Below are 17,999 nucleotides of genomic sequence, written 5' to 3' on the forward strand. Positions count from 1 at the left end.
TAGCTGCACTATAAGCTGACAGGTTCTTTTAAATCAAAAGACGGTATTTCAATTTGCTCAAGCATTTTCTCTTCGAGCATGTTTGCATATGTTTCGAAATAAACAATTACATCTTCTCTTTGATTTCGTTTGAGCCAGCGGAAACCGCCAGGCAGATTATTAAGCACGGCGCTATCTTCCAGGTACTCAAGATTATGTATATCGATATTGGTAAGTCCCATTGAACGCAGTTCAGTAATCAGCAAACCAAGGGGAATTCCAGTCACTGCGCAAGACTCCTCAACAATCTCTGTCCACTCACCATAGCCAGTATGCGCATAAGACTGTATCTCCTCCTTACTTAATCTTGTTACTACCTGTAACAAATGACCGCAGTTGCACGCTCCGTGATGTCCCCAGGCATAAAAAGCGCCGCTCCGCAAATTGTTTGCAGCTGTTCTCAGACCCCCGACGAGGATATCCGTTTTTGCTCCCAGGCTGCCAGCTGTCACGTTCGTTGTCATACGTGTAATTTCCGAAAAAAAGTGAACATCTCTCCACTTTGATATTGGCAAAAAAACACGGAGAATGTTAAAAACTCCGGGCTCATGTAATATAAACTTACCTCAATCGTTGTTATCCGGTTGAATCTTAAAACATTTGATTTGAAACTATCCGCCTGCATCGCATTTTTAACTGTATCCTTTGCCTTTAGAACCCAGGTTTCCGGCCAGACTATCACTGGTGCCTGGAAAGGGAAGATTGGTTCCATGAGAACAGAACTGAAGCTGATCAAAAAAGGCGATAGCCTGATGGGGACTTCCTATTATTATTCAGGCAAGAACAATTACAGACGATATTCAATCAAGGGCTATTTCGATCCGGAAACAAATAATGTAATCTGGTGGGATGATGTATTGCTGGAAGAAAAAGGCAGCGGTTCAGGTTTTAGTCATAAAGAACCCTTTTTATCAGTGGCTGATTTCAACTGTCCGGGTGAAAACAAGATGTTGCTTGAAGGGAGATCCAGCGATAAGGATGATATGGACGAACAGACCGGCCCGGTCCAGATGGAAAAAACAACAGGCTTTACTTTTACAGACGAATGGGATTACGTGTTGGAAAATTATTTCGTAGGCGCAAATCATCCGGACATCATCGATAGTGTTGCCAACATTGCGTTTATGCAGCCACCGGTTCCAAAAGGATTTGAAGGCACGTTGACTCCGCCGTTGGTAAGGACGGATCCATCGCTAAAGGCAGCGCGTATTCCTGAGACTGCTACTTTACCACAGGCTTCGGCGGAGATAAAAATTCCCAAAACCGCAGAGCATTCATCAGTTGCAACAGCCGATCCTGTTATTGTTCCTGAAGCAACCGGAAAAAAAGCGCCTATCCAATCTATAGAACAAAAATTTGCAGGAAGGACGAATAAATTACAAACCGTTATTCCTGTAACTGCAGAAAAGATTGAATTAAGATTTTATGACAATGCGCAGGTTGATGGCGACTCGATTGCTTTGTTTTTAAATGGCCGGATGCTGTTTAAAAACATAAGACTCACCGACCAGGCATATACGCTTATGCTGAACGCCAGCGACCTTGGTGATGACAATGAACTGGTAATGGTTGCCGAAAATCTCGGGTCGATCCCACCGAACACTTCATTTATGGTGGCGATTGTGGGCGACAAACGTTATGAGGCACGCTTATATGCAAACGAAAACAGCTCTGCGCTGATAAGGTTTGTTAAGCAATAACGACACATTCGAATCAGGAGTTATTATGTGGTATCAATACCCAAGCGGCGAGCTAAAGTCAATTCCTGTAAAAGTAAACTGGCTGGCCATCCTTGGATTGCCAGCCAGTTCGATACTTTACCACAAAAAAATTAAACCACTACGTTAATCATCTTGTTTTTAACATAGATGATTTTTTTATGCGGCCTGCCTTCGAGCCATTTGTTCACAATATCATTTTTCAGAACGATCTCTTCAACATCATTCTGCGAAGCATCCAATGCGATATTTATATTAGTGCGCACTTTACCATTAATTGAAACAGGGTATTCTTTCGCTGATTCAGCAATATGTTTCGGATCAAACACTGGATAGGGTGCATCCAGTATATTTTCATTTCCTAACAGTTGCCATAGTTCTTCACTGATATGCGGTGCATAGGGAGTCAGCAAAACAAGCAGGTCTGCAAGAATCGGTTTTTTATGACTCTTAAGATCATGTAGTTCATTCACACAAACCATAAACGCACTTACCGCAGTATTGAATGAGAAGCGTTCAGTATCTTCTTCAATTTTTTTGATCGTACGATGTAAAACTTTCAACTCAGCCGCCGATGGTGCTTCATCCTTCCAGACCTGTCCCTTTGTTTCATCATAAAACAAACGCCATAATTTCTTCAGGAAACGGTGCACACCTTCAATTCCTTTTGTGTCCCAGGGTTTGCTCATTTCTACCGGACCCAGGAACATTTCATACATACGGAATGTATCTGCTCCATACCTGTTTACAAGGTCATCAGGATTGACTGTGTTATACTTGGTCTTAGACATCTTCTCAATCTCAACCCCACAGATATACTGGCCATTTTCGAGAATAAAATATGCATCCTGATAATTAGGCTTTGTTTTCCTGGCCAAATCCACATTCAACTCTACGCCATCAACTGCATTTACATCAATATGTATAGGACTAACCGATATAACATCTGTTTCGGAAACCGCTGATATATCAGCACCCTGTCCTTTCAGTTCCTCAACCAGCTCTGCTACTGAAAGTTCTTCAGCGGCAAAACGATCGGCGATGCCTTTGCTGAGATATACCTCACGGCTCAATACAGGGGTGTTGGTTTCGTGAAGGGTAATATTCAGCCGGTACAGGAAACGGCTGCTGCCCTGTATCATACCCTGGTTCACCAGTTTTTTAAAAGGTTCATCGTGGCTGATATAACCCAGGTCAAACAAAACCTTTGTCCATAAACGGCTATACAACAAATGACCGACGGCATGTTCGGTACCGCCGATATAAATATCAACCTGTCCCCAATAATCAGAAGCTGCACGGCCAGCGAAGGCTGCCGGGTTATGCGGATCCATATATCTCAAAAAATACCAGGAAGACCCTGCATAACCTGGCATTGTATTGGTCTCGAGGTGCTGACCAGTCCATTCCGGTAAATTAGCCAGTGGTCCTTCACCTTCCGGGCCTGCAGAATATTTGTCAACCTTAGGCAATTCAAGGGGCAGTTCAGATTCATCAAGCGGATAAGCAATGCCGTTGATCCATTTAACAGGAAAAGGTTCGCCCCAATAACGTTGACGGCTAAACGCAGCATCGCGCATCCGGTAGTTTACCTTTCGCTGGCCTATACCCTTTTCCTCGATTTTTTCGAGCGCAACAGTCATAGCATCCCGCATTACCATTCCATCCAGGAAATAGCTGTTATGAAGGATGGCATCTTTAGTAGGATTTGCTTCAAGCCCGTTATAAGCCTCGCCAATAATATTTGTGATCGGTATATCGTAGTAGTGAGCGAATTTATGATCACGTTCATCACCACAAGGCACTGCCATGATGGCTCCTGTACCATAACCCGCCAGCACATATTCAGAAATCCAGACCGGGATCGGCTGGTTATTAAATGGATTTAATACATAAGCACCGGTGAAGCAACCTGAAATCTTTTTTTCAGCCATACGTTCCCTTTCGCTCCGGCTCTTTACATATGCCAGGTATTCCTGAACCGCATCAAGTTGTTCCGGCATCGTTAACATATCAACCAGCTCGTGTTCAGGCGCTATCACCATGAAGTCCACACCAAAGATGGTATCGGGCCTGGTGGTATATACTTTCAGGAATTGTCCGGCTAAACCCTGCACTTCAAAATCGATTTCAGCACCATAACTTTTGCCGATCCAGTTTGTCTGCATTTCCTTCATTGCATCGCTGAAATCAACTTTCTCCAGCCCATCCAATAAACGATCTGCATATTCAGTTATCCTGAGATACCATTGTCTTAATTTCTTTTTAACTACAGGGTACCCACCGCGTTCACTTACACCGTTTACAACTTCATCGTTTGCCAGCACTGTACCCAGGGCCTCACACCAGTTCACTTCTCCATACCCGCAATAGGCCAGGCGGTAGTTCATCAATATATCCTGCCGATCAGCTTCATCCATACTGTTCCATTGCGACTGGTCGAAACGGATCCCGCTGTCACCCGGACAAGTATGTGTTTTGTTACCCTCCTTTTGAAAAGCTTCTACCAGGGAATCTATAGATTCAGCCTTCTTGTTTTTGCGGTTATAGTAAGATTTGAATAATTGGAGGAAGATCCACTGTGTCCATTTATAATAATCAGGCTCACTGGTATTTACCTGTCTTTCCCAATCAAAGGAGAAACCCATCTTGTCAAGTTGCCTGCGAAAGTTCTCAATATTTTTTGCGGTGCTCTCAGCGGGATGTACACCATGTTCAATAGCATACTGTTCTGCCGGCAATCCAAACGCATCATAACCCATCGGGTGTAATACATTAAATCCCCTCGTTCTTTTATACCTGGAAAATATGTCGCTGGCTATATATCCCAGGGGATGGCCGACATGCAGGCCGGCTCCGCTTGGATAAGGAAACATATCAAGGACATAAAACTTTGGCTTCGCAGGCGTTCCAGGGGAAGGGTTGCGGACCTTGTACGCATTATTGATCTTCCACTTCTCCTGCCATTTCTGTTCTATACTTCTGAAGTTATATTCCATGTATCTGAGCTGATGCGTTGTTAAAAAGTTAAAAACCTTTTTTTTGTTGAAATTTTTCTATCCTTCCTATCGTTAAGGAGGGGGCAAATTTATGCAAAGTGGCGTTAAAACCGTTAATTTTGCGCCAGCCCTAAATTTCTAACCAATTTTTTTAAACAGTTTTTGTTATGGCTCAATTCGGAAAGGCATCCGCCAAGCGTTCCAAGCCGTCGTATTTTATGGCGATCCTGGGCGTTACTATTGTTTTGTTTTTTGTTGGCATATTTGGATGGCTCTTTCTGAATGCTCAGATGTATGTGAAGAAACTGAAGGAAGATGTTACGATCCAGGTCTATCTCCGCAAAACTGCCAGCCAGGCCGATATCGACTCTCTCAAAGCTTATATTATTGCCAAACCTTATACCAAAACGCTTGAATACATCGATAAAGAAAAAGCGAAGGAAAAATGGCTCGCCTCAAATGATGAGAAAAGTGAAAACTTCGATGCCCTCGTAACGGACAACCCGCTCCCTGCCTCAATCGATTTCAATCTGAACAACAACTATGTTCATAAGGACACAATTGCGAATATTAAGACGGACCTGGAACTGAAAACGTTGGTAGTTGAAAGCGTCAACTACCCCTCTGCCCTGGTCGAGAAAATGGGACCTTCCATGCGCTGGATACTGATCGGCCTGGTTGTGCTTGCCTGCATTTTTTCATTGTTCTCTATTATCCTGATAGATAATACTATAAAGCTGGCCATGTATAGCAACCGGTTCCTGATCAAAACCATGCAAATGGTTGGAGCCACACGCAGTTTTATCTCACGCCCGCTGAATACCAGGGCTGTAATCAATGGATCCATAGCGGCGCTGATCGCCATTGCCATGATCTACGGTATTATTATACTGTTTGAAAGCTTTGTGCCGGATTTGAAAGATCTACGCAATAACAGCAGCCTTTTACTTGTATTTCTGCTGCTTTTTATACTGGGTATCGGTATCACGATGTTCAGCACACACAGAAGCGTGGTTAAATATCTCAGGATGAAGCTGGACGATCTTTATTAGTGGATTAAACCGGCAGCAGGCCAGGAATCCAACAGCGGCAGCCTCCATTTCAATTTTTTGCTATATTGCAGCTTCAATTTCAGATCATGATCGAGAAAAAACAGCCAGTAAGTGTTACCAATGATAATTTGTTTGGGAAAGAAAATTATATCTGGATTATTGCTGGGATCGTCAGTATCGCTTTGGGATTGTTCCTGATGGCGGGCGGAAAAAGTGATGATCCGAATGTTTTTGACCCCAAAGAAGTGTATAGTAAGACAAGGATCACCGTTGCTCCCATACTTATCTTACTAGGTCTGGCATTAGAGATTTTTGCCATATTCAGAAAACCTAAAAATTAATTCATATACAACACAAGTTGCCGGTTAAAAAATTTGATTAGTTTCAGATTTTTCAACCGGTTTTTTATTGTGCACTATATTGTACTTTATTGCACTTTATATTCTACGTAACAGTACTTTATATTGTACGTTATATCAGTTCCCTAAAGCAATTCTTATCACATGGATATTTTACAAGCTGTTATCATCGCCATAGTTGAAGGCATTACAGAATTTTTACCAGTTTCTTCCACCGGTCACATGATCATAGCCAGCAGCCTCATGGGAATTGAGAAAGAGGAATTCACAAAGCTGTTTACTGTTGCAATACAATTAGGTGCAATAATGGCGGTGGTAGTATTATACTGGAGAAAGTTTTTTGACTTTAAAAAGTGGCAGTTCTACCTTAAGCTGATCGTCGCCGTTATACCGGCAATCATACTGGGTCTTCTATTTTCTGATAACATAGATGCACTGCTTGAAAGCCCGACCACGGTTGGCATTACGCTGATCCTTGGTGGTATAATCCTTTTATTCATCGACAGGTTTTTTCAGCGGGCAGCTATCAATGAAGAATCAGAAATCAGCTTTGGTAAATCGTTCGTGATTGGTATGTGGCAATGCATTGCCATGGTGCCTGGAGTGAGCCGTAGTGCTGCCACCATAATTGGTGGAATGCAACAGGGACTAACCCGTAAACTTGCAGCCGAGTTTTCGTTTTTTGTTGCTGTTCCAACTATGGCCGCGGCAACCGGATACAAGCTTTTAAAGGGTTATGAGTCATTTACCCCAGATCATGTTAAACTGCTTGCGATCGGTAACCTGGTAGCTTTTATAGTGGCTATCATAGCTATCAGGTTTTTTATTGGCTTCCTTCAAAAATATGGTTTCAGAATCTTTGGCTGGTACCGGATCATTGCCGGTATCATACTTCTCATATTGATATGGAAGGGGCTGATAGTTGAATAGATGATTTGCTGAGAATGATATGGAAGGGTTTGATAGTTGAATAAATGATCAGCTGATTCTGATTGGAAGGATCCGATCATTGAATAGATGCCTGTTCAATGAATGAGGAAATACCCGATATTTGGCTTTAATCATATACATGCAAACTGCTTCAAAGAAAGTTATCAATGGCTGGGCAATGTACGATTGGGCCAATTCGGTCTATAATCTCGTTATTACCACCACCTTTTTCCCAATATATTTTGCGGCTGCTACCAAGGATCATTTCGGAACGGAGCATATCCCGTTTCTGAACCGCGATTATGTAAATTCGGCTTTGTACGACTATGCGCTGGCAGGTGCCTATCTTATCATTGCATTATTATACCCGATACTTACATCAATCAGTGACACAAGAGGAAACAAAAAACAGTTCATGCAGTTTTTCTGTTACCTGGGTGCGCTGTCTTGTTGCTCCTTATATTTTTTTGATGGATCAAATGTTGAATATGGTGTATCGGTTTTCGTTCTTGCTGCTATAGGCTATTCCGGTAGCCTGGTTTTCTATAATTCTTACCTGCCCGAGATTGCAGCAGAAGAGGATCGCGACCGCATCAGTGCCCGCGGTTACTCGCTTGGTTATGTCGGCAGTGTATTGCTGCAGATCGTTGGATTTGGACTGGTCCTGGGTTTACCCTCTGCGGCACTCGCAACACGTATTACATTCCTGCTTGTCGGGATCTGGTGGATAGTATTTGCCCAGTTTGCGTTCCGGGTTTTGCCAAAGCAATCGGTTTCCGCCGACCGCATAAAAGGAAACATATTCAGTGACGGTTTCCAGGAAATTAAGAAAGTGTATCTGCAGGTGCGGAGCATGCCGGTATTAAAACGGTTCCTTCGCGGGTTCTTTTTTTATAGCATGGGTGTACAAACTGTAATGCTGGCTGCCACCCTTTTCGGTAGTAAAGTGCTGGGGTTAAGTGATACAAAACTGATTGTAACCGTTGTGATTATTCAGCTCGTGGCTATAATTGGCGCCTGGAGCATGTCACGTTTGTCTGGTATTTTCGGCAATTTTCGGGTACTTATCGGCGTTATCTTCTTCTGGATTTTTGTTTGCCTTGCAGCTTATTATGCTGCTTCCCTGAAAGAACAGGGCCAGGATCCCGAATATTATTTTTACGGACTTGCAGTTTGTGTGGGACTAGTAATGGGAGGTATACAATCACTCAGCAGGTCAACATTTGCAAAGCTGATGCCTGAAACAAAAGATACCGCATCTTTTTTCTGCTATTACGACTTTACTGAAAAGATTGCTATCGCTGTCGGTATTCTTAGTTTCGGACTGATCGAAGAACTTACTCATGCCAATGGCGGGATGAAAAACTCAATTCTTTCCCTTATGGTATTTTTCGTAATCGGACTGATCTTTTTGTATTCGGCACTCAAAAAGCAAAAACAATTAAAGCTATCATAAACCTGAATGCAATTAAAGCTATCATAAACCCAAATGCAACTGTATACCATAGACACGGGATATTTCAAGCTAGATGGCGGAGCAATGTTTGGTGTGGTTCCAAAAACAATATGGAACAAACTTCAACCGGCAGATGAAAAAAATCTTTGTACCTGGGCTATGCGCTGCCTCCTGGTTGAAGATAACAACCGGCTGATACTGATAGATACAGGCATTGGCAATAAACAGGATGCAAAGTTTTTCTCGCATTATTATCTCCATGGTGATGCCACCCTTGAAAACAGCCTGGCTAAACATGGCTTTCATCCAAATGATATTACAGATGTTTTCCTCACCCATCTTCATTTTGACCATGTAGGGGGAGCTGTCGTAAAAAAAGCCGACAAACTGGTTCCTGCATTTTCAAACGCCATATACTGGAGCAATCAAAAGCATTGGGATCATGCAACAAAACCAAACACACGCGAGAAGGCCAGTTTCCTTGCCGAAAACATTATGCCGATCAAAGAAAGTGGTCAGCTGAAATTTATTGAATACCCACCCCTCTCTGCCAGGAATGGTAAAGATGACCAGGAGGCTAATACAGAAACATCGGAAGGGAAGCCGGACTTGCAATTATTGCATTTCACAGACAATTTCTCCATCAGAACCGTCTATGGCCATACAGAAAGTATGATGCTTCCGGAGATCAGGTATAGGGACCGGACTATCGTATATATGGCTGATCTTTTGCCGAGCGTGAGTCATCTTCCGCTGCCTTATGTAATGGCTTATGATATCGAACCATTAAAAACACTTGATGAAAAACAGGACTTTCTGAACCAGGCGGCAAAAGAGGATTACGTACTTTTCTTCGAGCACGATCCCAAATTTGAATGTTGCACAATTCACGAAACGGAAAAAGGAATCAGAGAAAAAGAAACTTTCAGATTAGAAACTCTTTGAATAGAATCATGAGGAAAAGAAATATGAATCATGTAAAGAGAAATATGAATTATGAGTTATGAATTATGAAAGGAGGGAAGAATTATGAATTACTCTCTTAATTCATAACTGATAACTGGTTGGTTTATTTATGTTTTACAAATGGTCGCTTGATCAATAACTTCTAAAACCTGCGAACGGTTCAAACTAAAGCACGCAACTCCTGGTGAACAATGGCGTAAACAAACACTGATGCAAACGAAGATTGATGCCAACAAACTTGATTCTAACAAAGATCGCAACATGTCACTCAACTCCAGAAACCAGAACATTAGCTCAAAAAATGATCTGGTTCACTAATAAAATGAATGGCCGAGAATTGATTGAAGTCTACGAATGATTTGATGATACTGGCATTGAATCTAAATTTGAAACCCGCAAAGGTGGACTAGTAAGATTAGTTAAGATGGTCGCATATTTCCCCAAATGGATGAGCTAGTTGGGAGCGGGATGGTGCTTTTGTTGGGCCTTCGTACCGTGTTTAGAGTTACTGAAGTTGATCAGGGCCCAATACCAACTACCACCTGATGAATTCTTAAAAAAGCCGATCAAGGCAACAAAAGATGACCGGAGACAACAGCAACAACTAGCATGAACAATGAAACTAACCACGGGACACAGCCAAACAAAAGCACCATCACGCTCCCAACGGTGCGAAGGAATGAAACAAAACTGTTGCATAATAGTGCTCGTCAAGTGTACAGATCAAGTCTCATATAATAAAACATCACTACTAACGCACACTAATAAGCGAACTAAGCGGATGCCGGCGACCATTGAAACCAATCATATCTACCTTAACGCTCCCTACTGAAATCGGACTTTCGATTCTGACGGGAACATGGTTGGGATCATCACTTACCCAAACGGTCATTTTCTCACCCCCTTCAAAGATAGTTCCCTTAACAAGCAGGGGCTTGAATTTTATAGCGCGAAACTTTCCATACTTGGTCTTAATGGTTTCTTTACCGATATAGCGGATATACATGTTGAAGATCTCTTTATCGAGGAACATTTGAAAAGGGATCTTATCTCCGGGTTTGTATTTGCTAAAATCGATATTCCGTGCATACATTATAGCACTAAGTACGTCCTGAATACAGGCAGGAATTTGAAAAACCCCGGCATTGGTAATAGCCGTGTTGGTATTTTTATTAAAAGTAACTTCTTCATACTTTTTATATCCACCTTCATCAATATTGCGGATAAATTTATAGGGTTGAAGAGTTGCAGTATCTATATAGGTCTCATAGCGATCCCTCACACGAAAAAATTTATCGTAAAACGGATAGGTCTTTCCTTCGCCAACTACATGGTAAACAGGTTTCCTGTTTAGCATTTCCAATGTTGTTTTAAATGTCGCCTCACCCGCACCGATATTAGCGGCGGATAGGCTATAAAATACCTTAAACGTTATTGTTTCGCCAACCCCAAATGCCGTATTGCGTAGTTCACAAAAACCATTTTGCGCCGCGAGCGGAAAATTAAGTATTGAAAGGAAAACAATCGAAACCGTTTTTAATACATTCATTAACAACAATATTCTGTAAAAAAATTGAAAGTTCGTCTACAAAAAGGATGAACTGATTATTATCTGTCTGTATTGTCTTGCCTCGACTGATAATTGCTGATTCTGATCCCTAAAATTAACAAACTGCCGATCAATGCAGGGATAACCAGGTTGATTAACCATATACTCAAAGAGGTCGCCAGAATCCCAGCGACATTACTGCTAAAAAACTGTACCAATTCTATACTTGCCTTAGCCCGGATCCCCAAATCTGTCAGAAAAGCGACTGTTGGCGCAATTGCGAGTACAATAAACATCACACTGATTACCCAGAAGCATTGCCACCAATCAACGTTTACTTCGAAGACATCAAATAAAAAATAATATTGAAACAGGAAAACAATATACCTCGCAAGAGATAATAACAATATCCTTGTGAGAACGGTTGTGTTAAACTCATCCAAAACTTTAACATATCGAACAAATCTTTCAATAAAAGATATCTTCTCAAGACCTCTGACAAGCCAACCCAGGCGGAAATAAAATACTGCCAGTATAATTCCTGCTGTCATTGAAACATAGAGCACAAGTTGAAGCCAGAACAGAACCGAACCGGAGCCAGGCACTTGCTCACTAATATGCTCCTTCATAAATATCAACCCAAAAACTCCGGCAATGATCGTTACAAGTAGTTGTGCCATGCTACAAACAATGGTAAGAGAGATGGCCTGTAAGCGCTTGCCTTCAGGAATAAAAAGTATTCGTCCAAAATATTCACCTATACGGTTTGGTGTAAAAAAGGCCATTGTAGTACCGGTGAAGACGGCCTTGAAGGATTGAAGAAAAGAGATATTGCTAAGACTTCGCAGGGAAAGTTGCCATTTTCGCGCTTCGATTCCCCAATTGAAAAACATAAGCAAAAACACCAGGCACATTTTCTTTAGTCCGTCTCCTGTTAATGAAGTTGAGATCTGCCTGAATGACTGTTCCCAGCTTGGCTGGTTTTGTACCTGGTGATATATGGAAAACGCTAGAATGCAAAAGACCAGGGGACCCAGAACATACTTGATTATTAATTTGATATTTTTGCTCAGTTTTGCCAATTGTGCCGCAAAATAAAGCAAGTTCATTCAAGGTCACAACAGTCATTAAAATAAGGAGTATTATTTTGGAAAAACCTGCTAAAGTTATATTAGGTATAGATCCGGGCACCGTGGTGATGGGTTATGGCATCATTTCCATAACCAATAGTAAGCCGGCTTTGCTTGAAATGAGCATAATGAAATTAAGTGCTAAGCTGGATCAATACCAGCGTCTGCAGGCTATTCATCATAAAGTAACAGAACTGATATCCAGATTCCATCCTGATTGTTTTGCTATTGAAGCGCCATTTTTTGGAAAGAATGTACAGAGTATGCTGAAGCTAGGGCGGGCCCAGGGCGTTGCTATAGCCGCAGCAATATCAGCAGGACTGGAAGTATCTGAATATTCCCCGAAGAAAGTAAAGCAATCCATAACTGGCAATGGAAACGCAGATAAGGACCAGGTTTGGAAAATGCTGCAACATATTATGCAATTACAACATGCCGACCTCAAATATCTTGACTCTTCAGATGCATTGGCAGTAGCAGTTTGCCATCATTTCCAGGACAATCCTTTAATGAAGAAGAGTAACAGCAAAATAAAAAACTGGGAAGACTTTGCAACAAAGAATCCGGGCAGAGTACGTTAGGAACAGTTATGAGTGATGAGTGGTGAGTGGTGAGTGGTGAGTGAGTTATGAGTGAAATATTAGTTATGAGTGAAGTGTCAACACCACATTCCTAACCCGATAATTCGTCACTCACTCATAACTCATCACTCATAACTCATAACTCTCTTAAAGTGGCTATAAATTTGAAATAATTTTCTCCTGAGCTGTCTTCATTTGCTCTTTAGAAGGATTGATCTTTGGCCTGGTGAAATTGAGATCATCAGCCGAATTGATTGGTACAAGGTGAAGATGAGTATGGGGCACCTCGAGGCCAATTACGCTTATTCCACACCGTTTGCAATCAAACGATTTCTCGATCGCCTTTGCAATTGGTTTAGAAAAAACCAGCAGTTCCGAAAGGTATTCATCATCCAGGTCAAATAACTTATCAGTTTCGGTTTTTGGCACAACCAATGTGTGTCCGGGAACCAACGGTGAAATGTCCAGGAATGCAAAGAATCGCTCATTCTCTGCAATTTTATATGAAGGGATCTCGCCTGATATAATTTTTGAAAAAAGACTCATGATTTGAAATCATTTTACAGATAGTACCGGTTTATAGGTAGCTCCGGTTTACAAGTAGCTCCAGTTTACAAGCAGCACCGGTTTACAGGTAGTACCCGGTTTACAGGTAATACCTGGGTTTAAACGAAAATGTCTTCAATTTTAAATTTCAACATTCCCGCAGGCACCTCTACGTCTACCACATCTCCGGCTTCTTTGCCAAGCAGACCCTGCCCTATTGGTGAAGTGATAGATATCTTTGATTGCTTCAGATCGGCTTCCATTTCTGAAACAATCTGGTAAGTAACCTGTTTTTTTGTCTTCATATTGGTGATTTTCACCTTGGTCATGATAGAAACCTTGCTTGTATCTACATTCTCAGCAATCAACACCCTGGCGATGGCATAATCGGCTTCCATTTTTTTGATTCTTGCTTCGAGCATTCCCTGGGATTCTTTTGCCGCATCATACTCTGCATTTTCTTTAAGATCTCCCTTTTCGCGGGCCTCTGCTATGGCAGCAGCAGCGGCCGGACGAGCCACTGTTCGCATCCTTGTGAGCTCCTCCTTCATTTGTTCAAGTGTTTCTTTTGAGACGTACAAAACACTGCTCATGTTAACCTCCTTGGTTTTACGGCAGAGTTTACCTGTAGATTATAATGGCAAGCTCTCCCGGTATTAAAAAAAAAGAACAACGCCCCAGTTTAGCTGAAGCGTTGCATTATTTGTTGAAGACAAAAATAGCCTTTTTTTTCGAATTACAAGTCAATGAAATATTAAAAAATTAAGCACTGCCCCGGGAAAAATCAGGTGTAATTCCCCAAAAATCAATTAATTCCCAATTTTCTCAGAACAACCTCCGCCATTTTGTAAAAAGCCTCATGGCTATATCCCGCAATATGTGGGGTAATCACTACAGATTGGTTAGCCAGCAATCGGTCCAACTGCTCCTTTTCGGTTGCTGAATAGGTTTCAAGCTTTTCATTTTCCAGGACATCGAGTACCGCCCCGGAGATCTTATTGGTTTCCAAAGCACGGATTATGGCCCCGGTTTCATGCACTTTGCCCCTGCAGGTATTCAGGAAAACGGGGCACTGTTGCAGGCTGCCAAAAAAAGCATCGTTGGCATAATGGAAAGTTTCGTCGGTGAGTGGCAGATGAAAACTGACCACATCCGCATACCGGGCTATCTGTTCGGGATTGGCTTCCCTTACATAACCACTCGCAAAACCGAATTTATATTTATCGTGGGCCAGTACCGTTACATTAAAAGGGGCCAGTAAGCTGGCAAAAGCACTCCCGGTATGTCCATAGCCTATTATTCCTACCGTTTTACCCGAAAGTTCGGTACCCCTGTTTGCTGCCCTGATCCATTTGCCTTCCCGGATCTCAAGATTACTGCTGTTTATCTTATTCAGAATATTCAGTAACAGCCCGAGTGCATGCTCACCCACCGCCAGGCAATTGCCTTCGGGACTGCTAACACAGGTGATGCCTTTTTGCTCTGCATAAACAGTATCGATTAATTCCATACCGCTTCCGAGCCGACCGATCCACTTTAAATGTGGTGCCTTATCAATCACATTTTTATCTATCCGCAACCTGGTAGTCACAATCAGGCCCGTGGCATCTTTTATCTCATTTTCAAGTTCGTTGTAAGTGATTGAATGATTTACAATAACCGTAAACCCTTTTTCTGTCAGTTTATTTTCGAGGTATGGATGAGAACTTGCTGTAATAATTACTTTTTGCACCTATTATTTCATTTTAAATTATTTCATTTTGAAAGTTAATGCCGCAAAATCAGCCACGCTGAGTTGTTCGGCCCGCTTATCGAAAAGTGGGTCAGCCAATATTTCAGGGGCAAATAACGCCTTCACAGCGTTCCGGAGCGTCTTACGGCGTTGGCTAAACGCAGTTTTAACCAGCACAAAAAACGCACGCTGCGATTTCATAGGTACCGTTTCTTCCAGGGGCACAAGCCTGATTACTGCGCTTTTTACTTTTGGTGGCGGGGTAAAACTATTTTCATCTACTTCAAACAAATATTCGACAGTATAGAAGCCCTGCATAAGCACACTGGTAACCCCATAAACTTTTGAACCCGGACCCGAAGCAATACGCTGAGCCACTTCTTTCTGAAACATGCCGATTACACATTCAACATTTTCCTTCCAGTCCATCACCTTAAAAAGGATTTGCGAGGATATGTTATAAGGGAAGTTCCCGATTACAGTAAAGGGAGCCTCAAACGGCTGATCAATGTCCAGGAAGCTGTCATGAATAATTTTTCCTTTCAGCTGCGGATAAGTCTTCTCGAGCCATTGCACTTTTTCATCATCAATTTCAACACATTTAAGATCAATTCCGGGAATTTCAAGAAGATATTTTGTCAGTGCCGCGCCACCGGGCCCAACTTCCACAAGGCGCTCAAAACGTTTTTCGAGCAGGGTCTGCACAATTTTCCTGCTGATGTTTTCATCTTTCAGAAAATGCTGACCAAGTGATTTTTTTAATGTATACATAGTTTAAGATGGCAAAAATACCGATTATCATCTGCGTTTCCTCAAATGCCATGTTTACCTATAAGTGCCGTATCTTAGCAACCCGAAATAAACATCATGAATCCTCAACATCAAAGGCCTGTTATAGGTATTTCTATAGGTGATCTGAATGGCATAGGCCCTGAAATAGTGATAAAAGCTTTCTCAGATGCCCGGATGCTGGAGATATGCACGCCTGTGATCTTTGCTTCCAATAAACTGATAAATTTTTACCGCAAATCTGTACCGGAAGTAAATCTCAATTACCAGATCATTAAAGATTTTACCAAAATAAGTCATAAGCAAATTCACATCTTCCAGGTCTGGGAAGAAGAAATTGCCATCACTCCCGGTCAACTTACTGAAACAGGGGGAAAATATGCAGTTAAGTCACTGGTTGCTGCAGTCCAGGCGTTGAAAGAAAACAAGATCCAGGGTTTGGTAACGGCACCTATACATAAAAAAAATACGCAGTCAACCGAATTTGACTTCACCGGCCATACTCCTTACCTGAAACATATGTATGGAGTAAACGATGTAGCGATGTTGATGACTTCACAGAATTTCAGGATAGCACTTTTAACCGAACATATACCAATCAGCGAAGTTGCAAAACACATAACCAGGGAAGCCATAATTTCAAAACTGAACCTGGTTAATCAGTCATTGATCAAGGACTTTGGGATTGATAAACCAAAGATTGCCGTACTTGGACTTAATCCACATGCGGGTGATGAAGGTTTGATCGGAAGAGAAGAAGAAGATATTATCAAGCCTGCTATCAAGGAAGCGAAACACAGTATGCTGGTGATGGGACCATACAGCGCCGATGCATTTTTTGCCCGCGGTCATCATGAAAAATTTGACGCGGTACTTGCCATGTATCATGACCAGGGATTAATTCCATTCAAATCATTTGCTATTGGTGAAGGCGTAAATTTCACTGCCGGTATCGATGGTATCAGAACATCTCCTGACCATGGTACTGCCCATGACATTGCCGGAAAAAACAAAGCAGATGCATCCTCATTTATCACTGCTGTTTATGAGTGCATAGATATCATCAACCGCAGGCAGGAGTATGCAGACAATCGACGCAACCCGTTAAAAAAGATGACCTCGGTAATACTTGCTAATGCGGTAGATGAAGCGATTGCGGAGAATAACGACAGTTCAATCTAGTGGTGAGTGGTGAGTGGTAAGTGGTGAGTGGTAAGTGGTGAGTGATTTAGTGGTGAGTGATTTAGTTATAAGTGATTTAGTTATGAGTGATGAAATTCTTTCATATTTATAGTCTCTCGTAAGCACATACTTCAAGACATATAACCCGTAACTCACTCATAACTCACAAACTCATCACTCACTCATAATTCATCACTCATAACTCATAACTCCTATCACATAATTCCTATCACATAACTACTTAAAAGTGTCTTGCGCAATACCTTTGTTTATAATATAGGAAGAATAATTGATCTCAATCTTGCCTTTCTGATTTTCTGACTTGTCATTTACTACGGGTTTTTCACCGGTATCATAATCGAAGGCGAGTCCTTTGGGTAGCTTATAGTTTTGGGTATTGAAAAGAAATACCACCTTGTCCGGAAGTCCCCAGCTGATAAATTTGCCATAGCTCATTTCGATTTCATAGGTTCCTGATTCTTTGGTGGTAGTAATTGCCTTTCTTACCAACGCAAGCTTATCATCAACATATAAAGTAGAAACTACTACATCCGACTTCTCATCAAGGGGAAGCAACTTGATAACTGACAGTTCCTCGCCCTGGAATTTTGTTTTTCCTGCAGGAACCGCGGTAAACTGTCCATTAGCGGCAAAAAGGCTGTTGACATTGATACTCATGCCTCCCTTGGGAACAATTGAAATACCGTCCTGTTTTTTGATCTTAAACTTATCGGGGTTTTTATAAAAGACCGTGATATCAGATTTCGGCACTTTCATGAAAGAAACATTGGTAATCAAAATACCCTTGGCCTGGTAATCTTTTACCATGTTTAGTTTTTCCCTTATGCGTGTAACCAATGCATCAGCTTCCTGCGCTACTAAAGTTGACGAAACCAAGACAGCTGCGAGAAACAATAATCCGGCGGAAAAAACAATATAAAACCTGGCGCGCGCCTTCATACAATATCTAT

At 41.8% G+C, this 17,999-nt stretch carries 17 protein-coding genes; 8 read left to right on the forward strand and 9 right to left on the reverse strand.

The genetic code is table 11. The annotated features are described in order from the left end of the window. Positions 1-8: 8 nt before the first annotated feature. The gene (locus VK664_RS19740; RefSeq protein WP_461400420.1) at positions 9-503 is read right to left on the reverse strand and encodes a hypothetical protein; all 495 of its coding nucleotides are present in this window, start codon (positions 501-503) and stop codon (positions 9-11) included. A 141-nt stretch (positions 504-644) separates the two neighbouring features. Between VK664_RS19740 and VK664_RS19745 the strand changes: the two genes are divergently transcribed. Beyond that, positions 645-1,739 (forward strand): hypothetical protein, encoded by a 1,095-nt coding sequence (locus VK664_RS19745; RefSeq protein ID WP_461400421.1) that lies wholly within the window; start codon positions 645-647, stop codon positions 1,737-1,739. Positions 1,740-1,870: 131 nt separating this feature from the next. Here the strand turns inward: VK664_RS19745 and VK664_RS19750 are convergent, their stop codons facing one another. Beyond that, on the reverse strand, positions 1,871-4,756 hold the full coding sequence (locus tag VK664_RS19750; protein ID WP_461400422.1) for a leucine--tRNA ligase: 2,886 nt from the start codon (positions 4,754-4,756) through the stop codon (positions 1,871-1,873). 167 nt (positions 4,757-4,923) lie between these two features. On the opposite strand from VK664_RS19750, the gene VK664_RS19755 reads away from it, so the two are divergent. From VK664_RS19755 to VK664_RS19775, 5 genes are all read left to right on the forward strand, one after another. Next, positions 4,924-5,808 carry a cell division protein FtsX gene (locus tag VK664_RS19755; protein ID WP_461400423.1) on the forward strand — a complete coding sequence of 295 codons (885 nt, stop codon included), beginning with the start codon at positions 4,924-4,926 and terminating at the stop codon, positions 5,806-5,808. A gap of 86 nt (positions 5,809-5,894) precedes the next feature. Beyond that, complete coding sequence (locus VK664_RS19760) at positions 5,895-6,149, forward strand: DUF3098 domain-containing protein (protein ID WP_461400424.1); 255 nt, start codon at positions 5,895-5,897, stop codon at positions 6,147-6,149. Positions 6,150-6,311: 162 nt separating this feature from the next. Further along, complete coding sequence (locus VK664_RS19765; protein ID WP_461400425.1) at positions 6,312-7,097, forward strand: undecaprenyl-diphosphate phosphatase; 786 nt, start codon at positions 6,312-6,314, stop codon at positions 7,095-7,097. Positions 7,098-7,236: 139 nt separating this feature from the next. Then, positions 7,237-8,553 (forward strand): MFS transporter, encoded by a 1,317-nt coding sequence (locus VK664_RS19770; protein WP_461400426.1) that lies wholly within the window; start codon positions 7,237-7,239, stop codon positions 8,551-8,553. 33 nt (positions 8,554-8,586) lie between these two features. Then, the gene (locus VK664_RS19775) at positions 8,587-9,498 is read left to right on the forward strand and encodes an MBL fold metallo-hydrolase (RefSeq protein WP_461400427.1); all 912 of its coding nucleotides are present in this window, start codon (positions 8,587-8,589) and stop codon (positions 9,496-9,498) included. 772 nt (positions 9,499-10,270) lie between these two features. Here the strand turns inward: VK664_RS19775 and VK664_RS19780 are convergent. Then, entirely contained in the window at positions 10,271-11,068 is a 798-nt protein-coding gene (locus VK664_RS19780) for a DUF3108 domain-containing protein (protein WP_461400428.1), read from the reverse strand. Between the two features lie 59 nt (positions 11,069-11,127). Beyond that, on the reverse strand, positions 11,128-12,150 hold the full coding sequence (locus VK664_RS19785) for a lysylphosphatidylglycerol synthase domain-containing protein (protein WP_461400429.1): 1,023 nt from the start codon (positions 12,148-12,150) through the stop codon (positions 11,128-11,130). A 65-nt stretch (positions 12,151-12,215) separates the two neighbouring features. Between VK664_RS19785 and ruvC the strand changes: the two genes are divergently transcribed. Further along, positions 12,216-12,779 carry a crossover junction endodeoxyribonuclease RuvC gene (gene ruvC / locus VK664_RS19790; protein WP_461400430.1) on the forward strand — a complete coding sequence of 188 codons (564 nt, stop codon included), beginning with the start codon at positions 12,216-12,218 and terminating at the stop codon, positions 12,777-12,779. Positions 12,780-12,935: 156 nt separating this feature from the next. Here the strand turns inward: ruvC and VK664_RS19795 are convergent, their stop codons facing one another. The 4 genes from VK664_RS19795 to rsmA all read right to left on the reverse strand — a co-directional run bounded on the left by VK664_RS19795 (position 12,936) and on the right by rsmA (position 15,828). Then, on the reverse strand, positions 12,936-13,325 hold the full coding sequence (locus VK664_RS19795) for an HIT family protein (protein WP_461400431.1): 390 nt from the start codon (positions 13,323-13,325) through the stop codon (positions 12,936-12,938). Between the two features lie 119 nt (positions 13,326-13,444). Continuing rightward, the gene (gene greA / locus VK664_RS19800) at positions 13,445-13,918 is read right to left on the reverse strand and encodes a transcription elongation factor GreA (RefSeq protein ID WP_461400432.1); all 474 of its coding nucleotides are present in this window, start codon (positions 13,916-13,918) and stop codon (positions 13,445-13,447) included. 212 nt (positions 13,919-14,130) lie between these two features. Further along, positions 14,131-15,057 (reverse strand): NAD(P)-dependent oxidoreductase, encoded by a 927-nt coding sequence (locus tag VK664_RS19805; RefSeq protein WP_461400433.1) that lies wholly within the window; start codon positions 15,055-15,057, stop codon positions 14,131-14,133. 18 nt (positions 15,058-15,075) lie between these two features. Beyond that, on the reverse strand, positions 15,076-15,828 hold the full coding sequence (gene rsmA, locus VK664_RS19810; protein ID WP_461400434.1) for a 16S rRNA (adenine(1518)-N(6)/adenine(1519)-N(6))-dimethyltransferase RsmA: 753 nt from the start codon (positions 15,826-15,828) through the stop codon (positions 15,076-15,078). A gap of 96 nt (positions 15,829-15,924) precedes the next feature. On the opposite strand from rsmA, the gene pdxA reads away from it, so the two are divergent. After that, positions 15,925-17,028, forward strand: coding sequence for a 4-hydroxythreonine-4-phosphate dehydrogenase PdxA (gene pdxA, locus VK664_RS19815; protein ID WP_461400435.1), 1,104 nt, complete (start codon positions 15,925-15,927; stop codon positions 17,026-17,028). A 237-nt stretch (positions 17,029-17,265) separates the two neighbouring features. Here pdxA and VK664_RS19820 read toward each other — a convergent pair whose 3' ends face one another. Beyond that, entirely contained in the window at positions 17,266-17,988 is a 723-nt protein-coding gene (locus VK664_RS19820) for a LolA family protein (protein WP_461400436.1), read from the reverse strand. Positions 17,989-17,999: the final 11 nt, after the last annotated feature.

It is taken from the genome of Flavitalea sp., assembly GCF_035489435.1.
Taxonomy (GTDB): domain Bacteria; phylum Bacteroidota; class Bacteroidia; order Chitinophagales; family Chitinophagaceae; genus DATHKG01.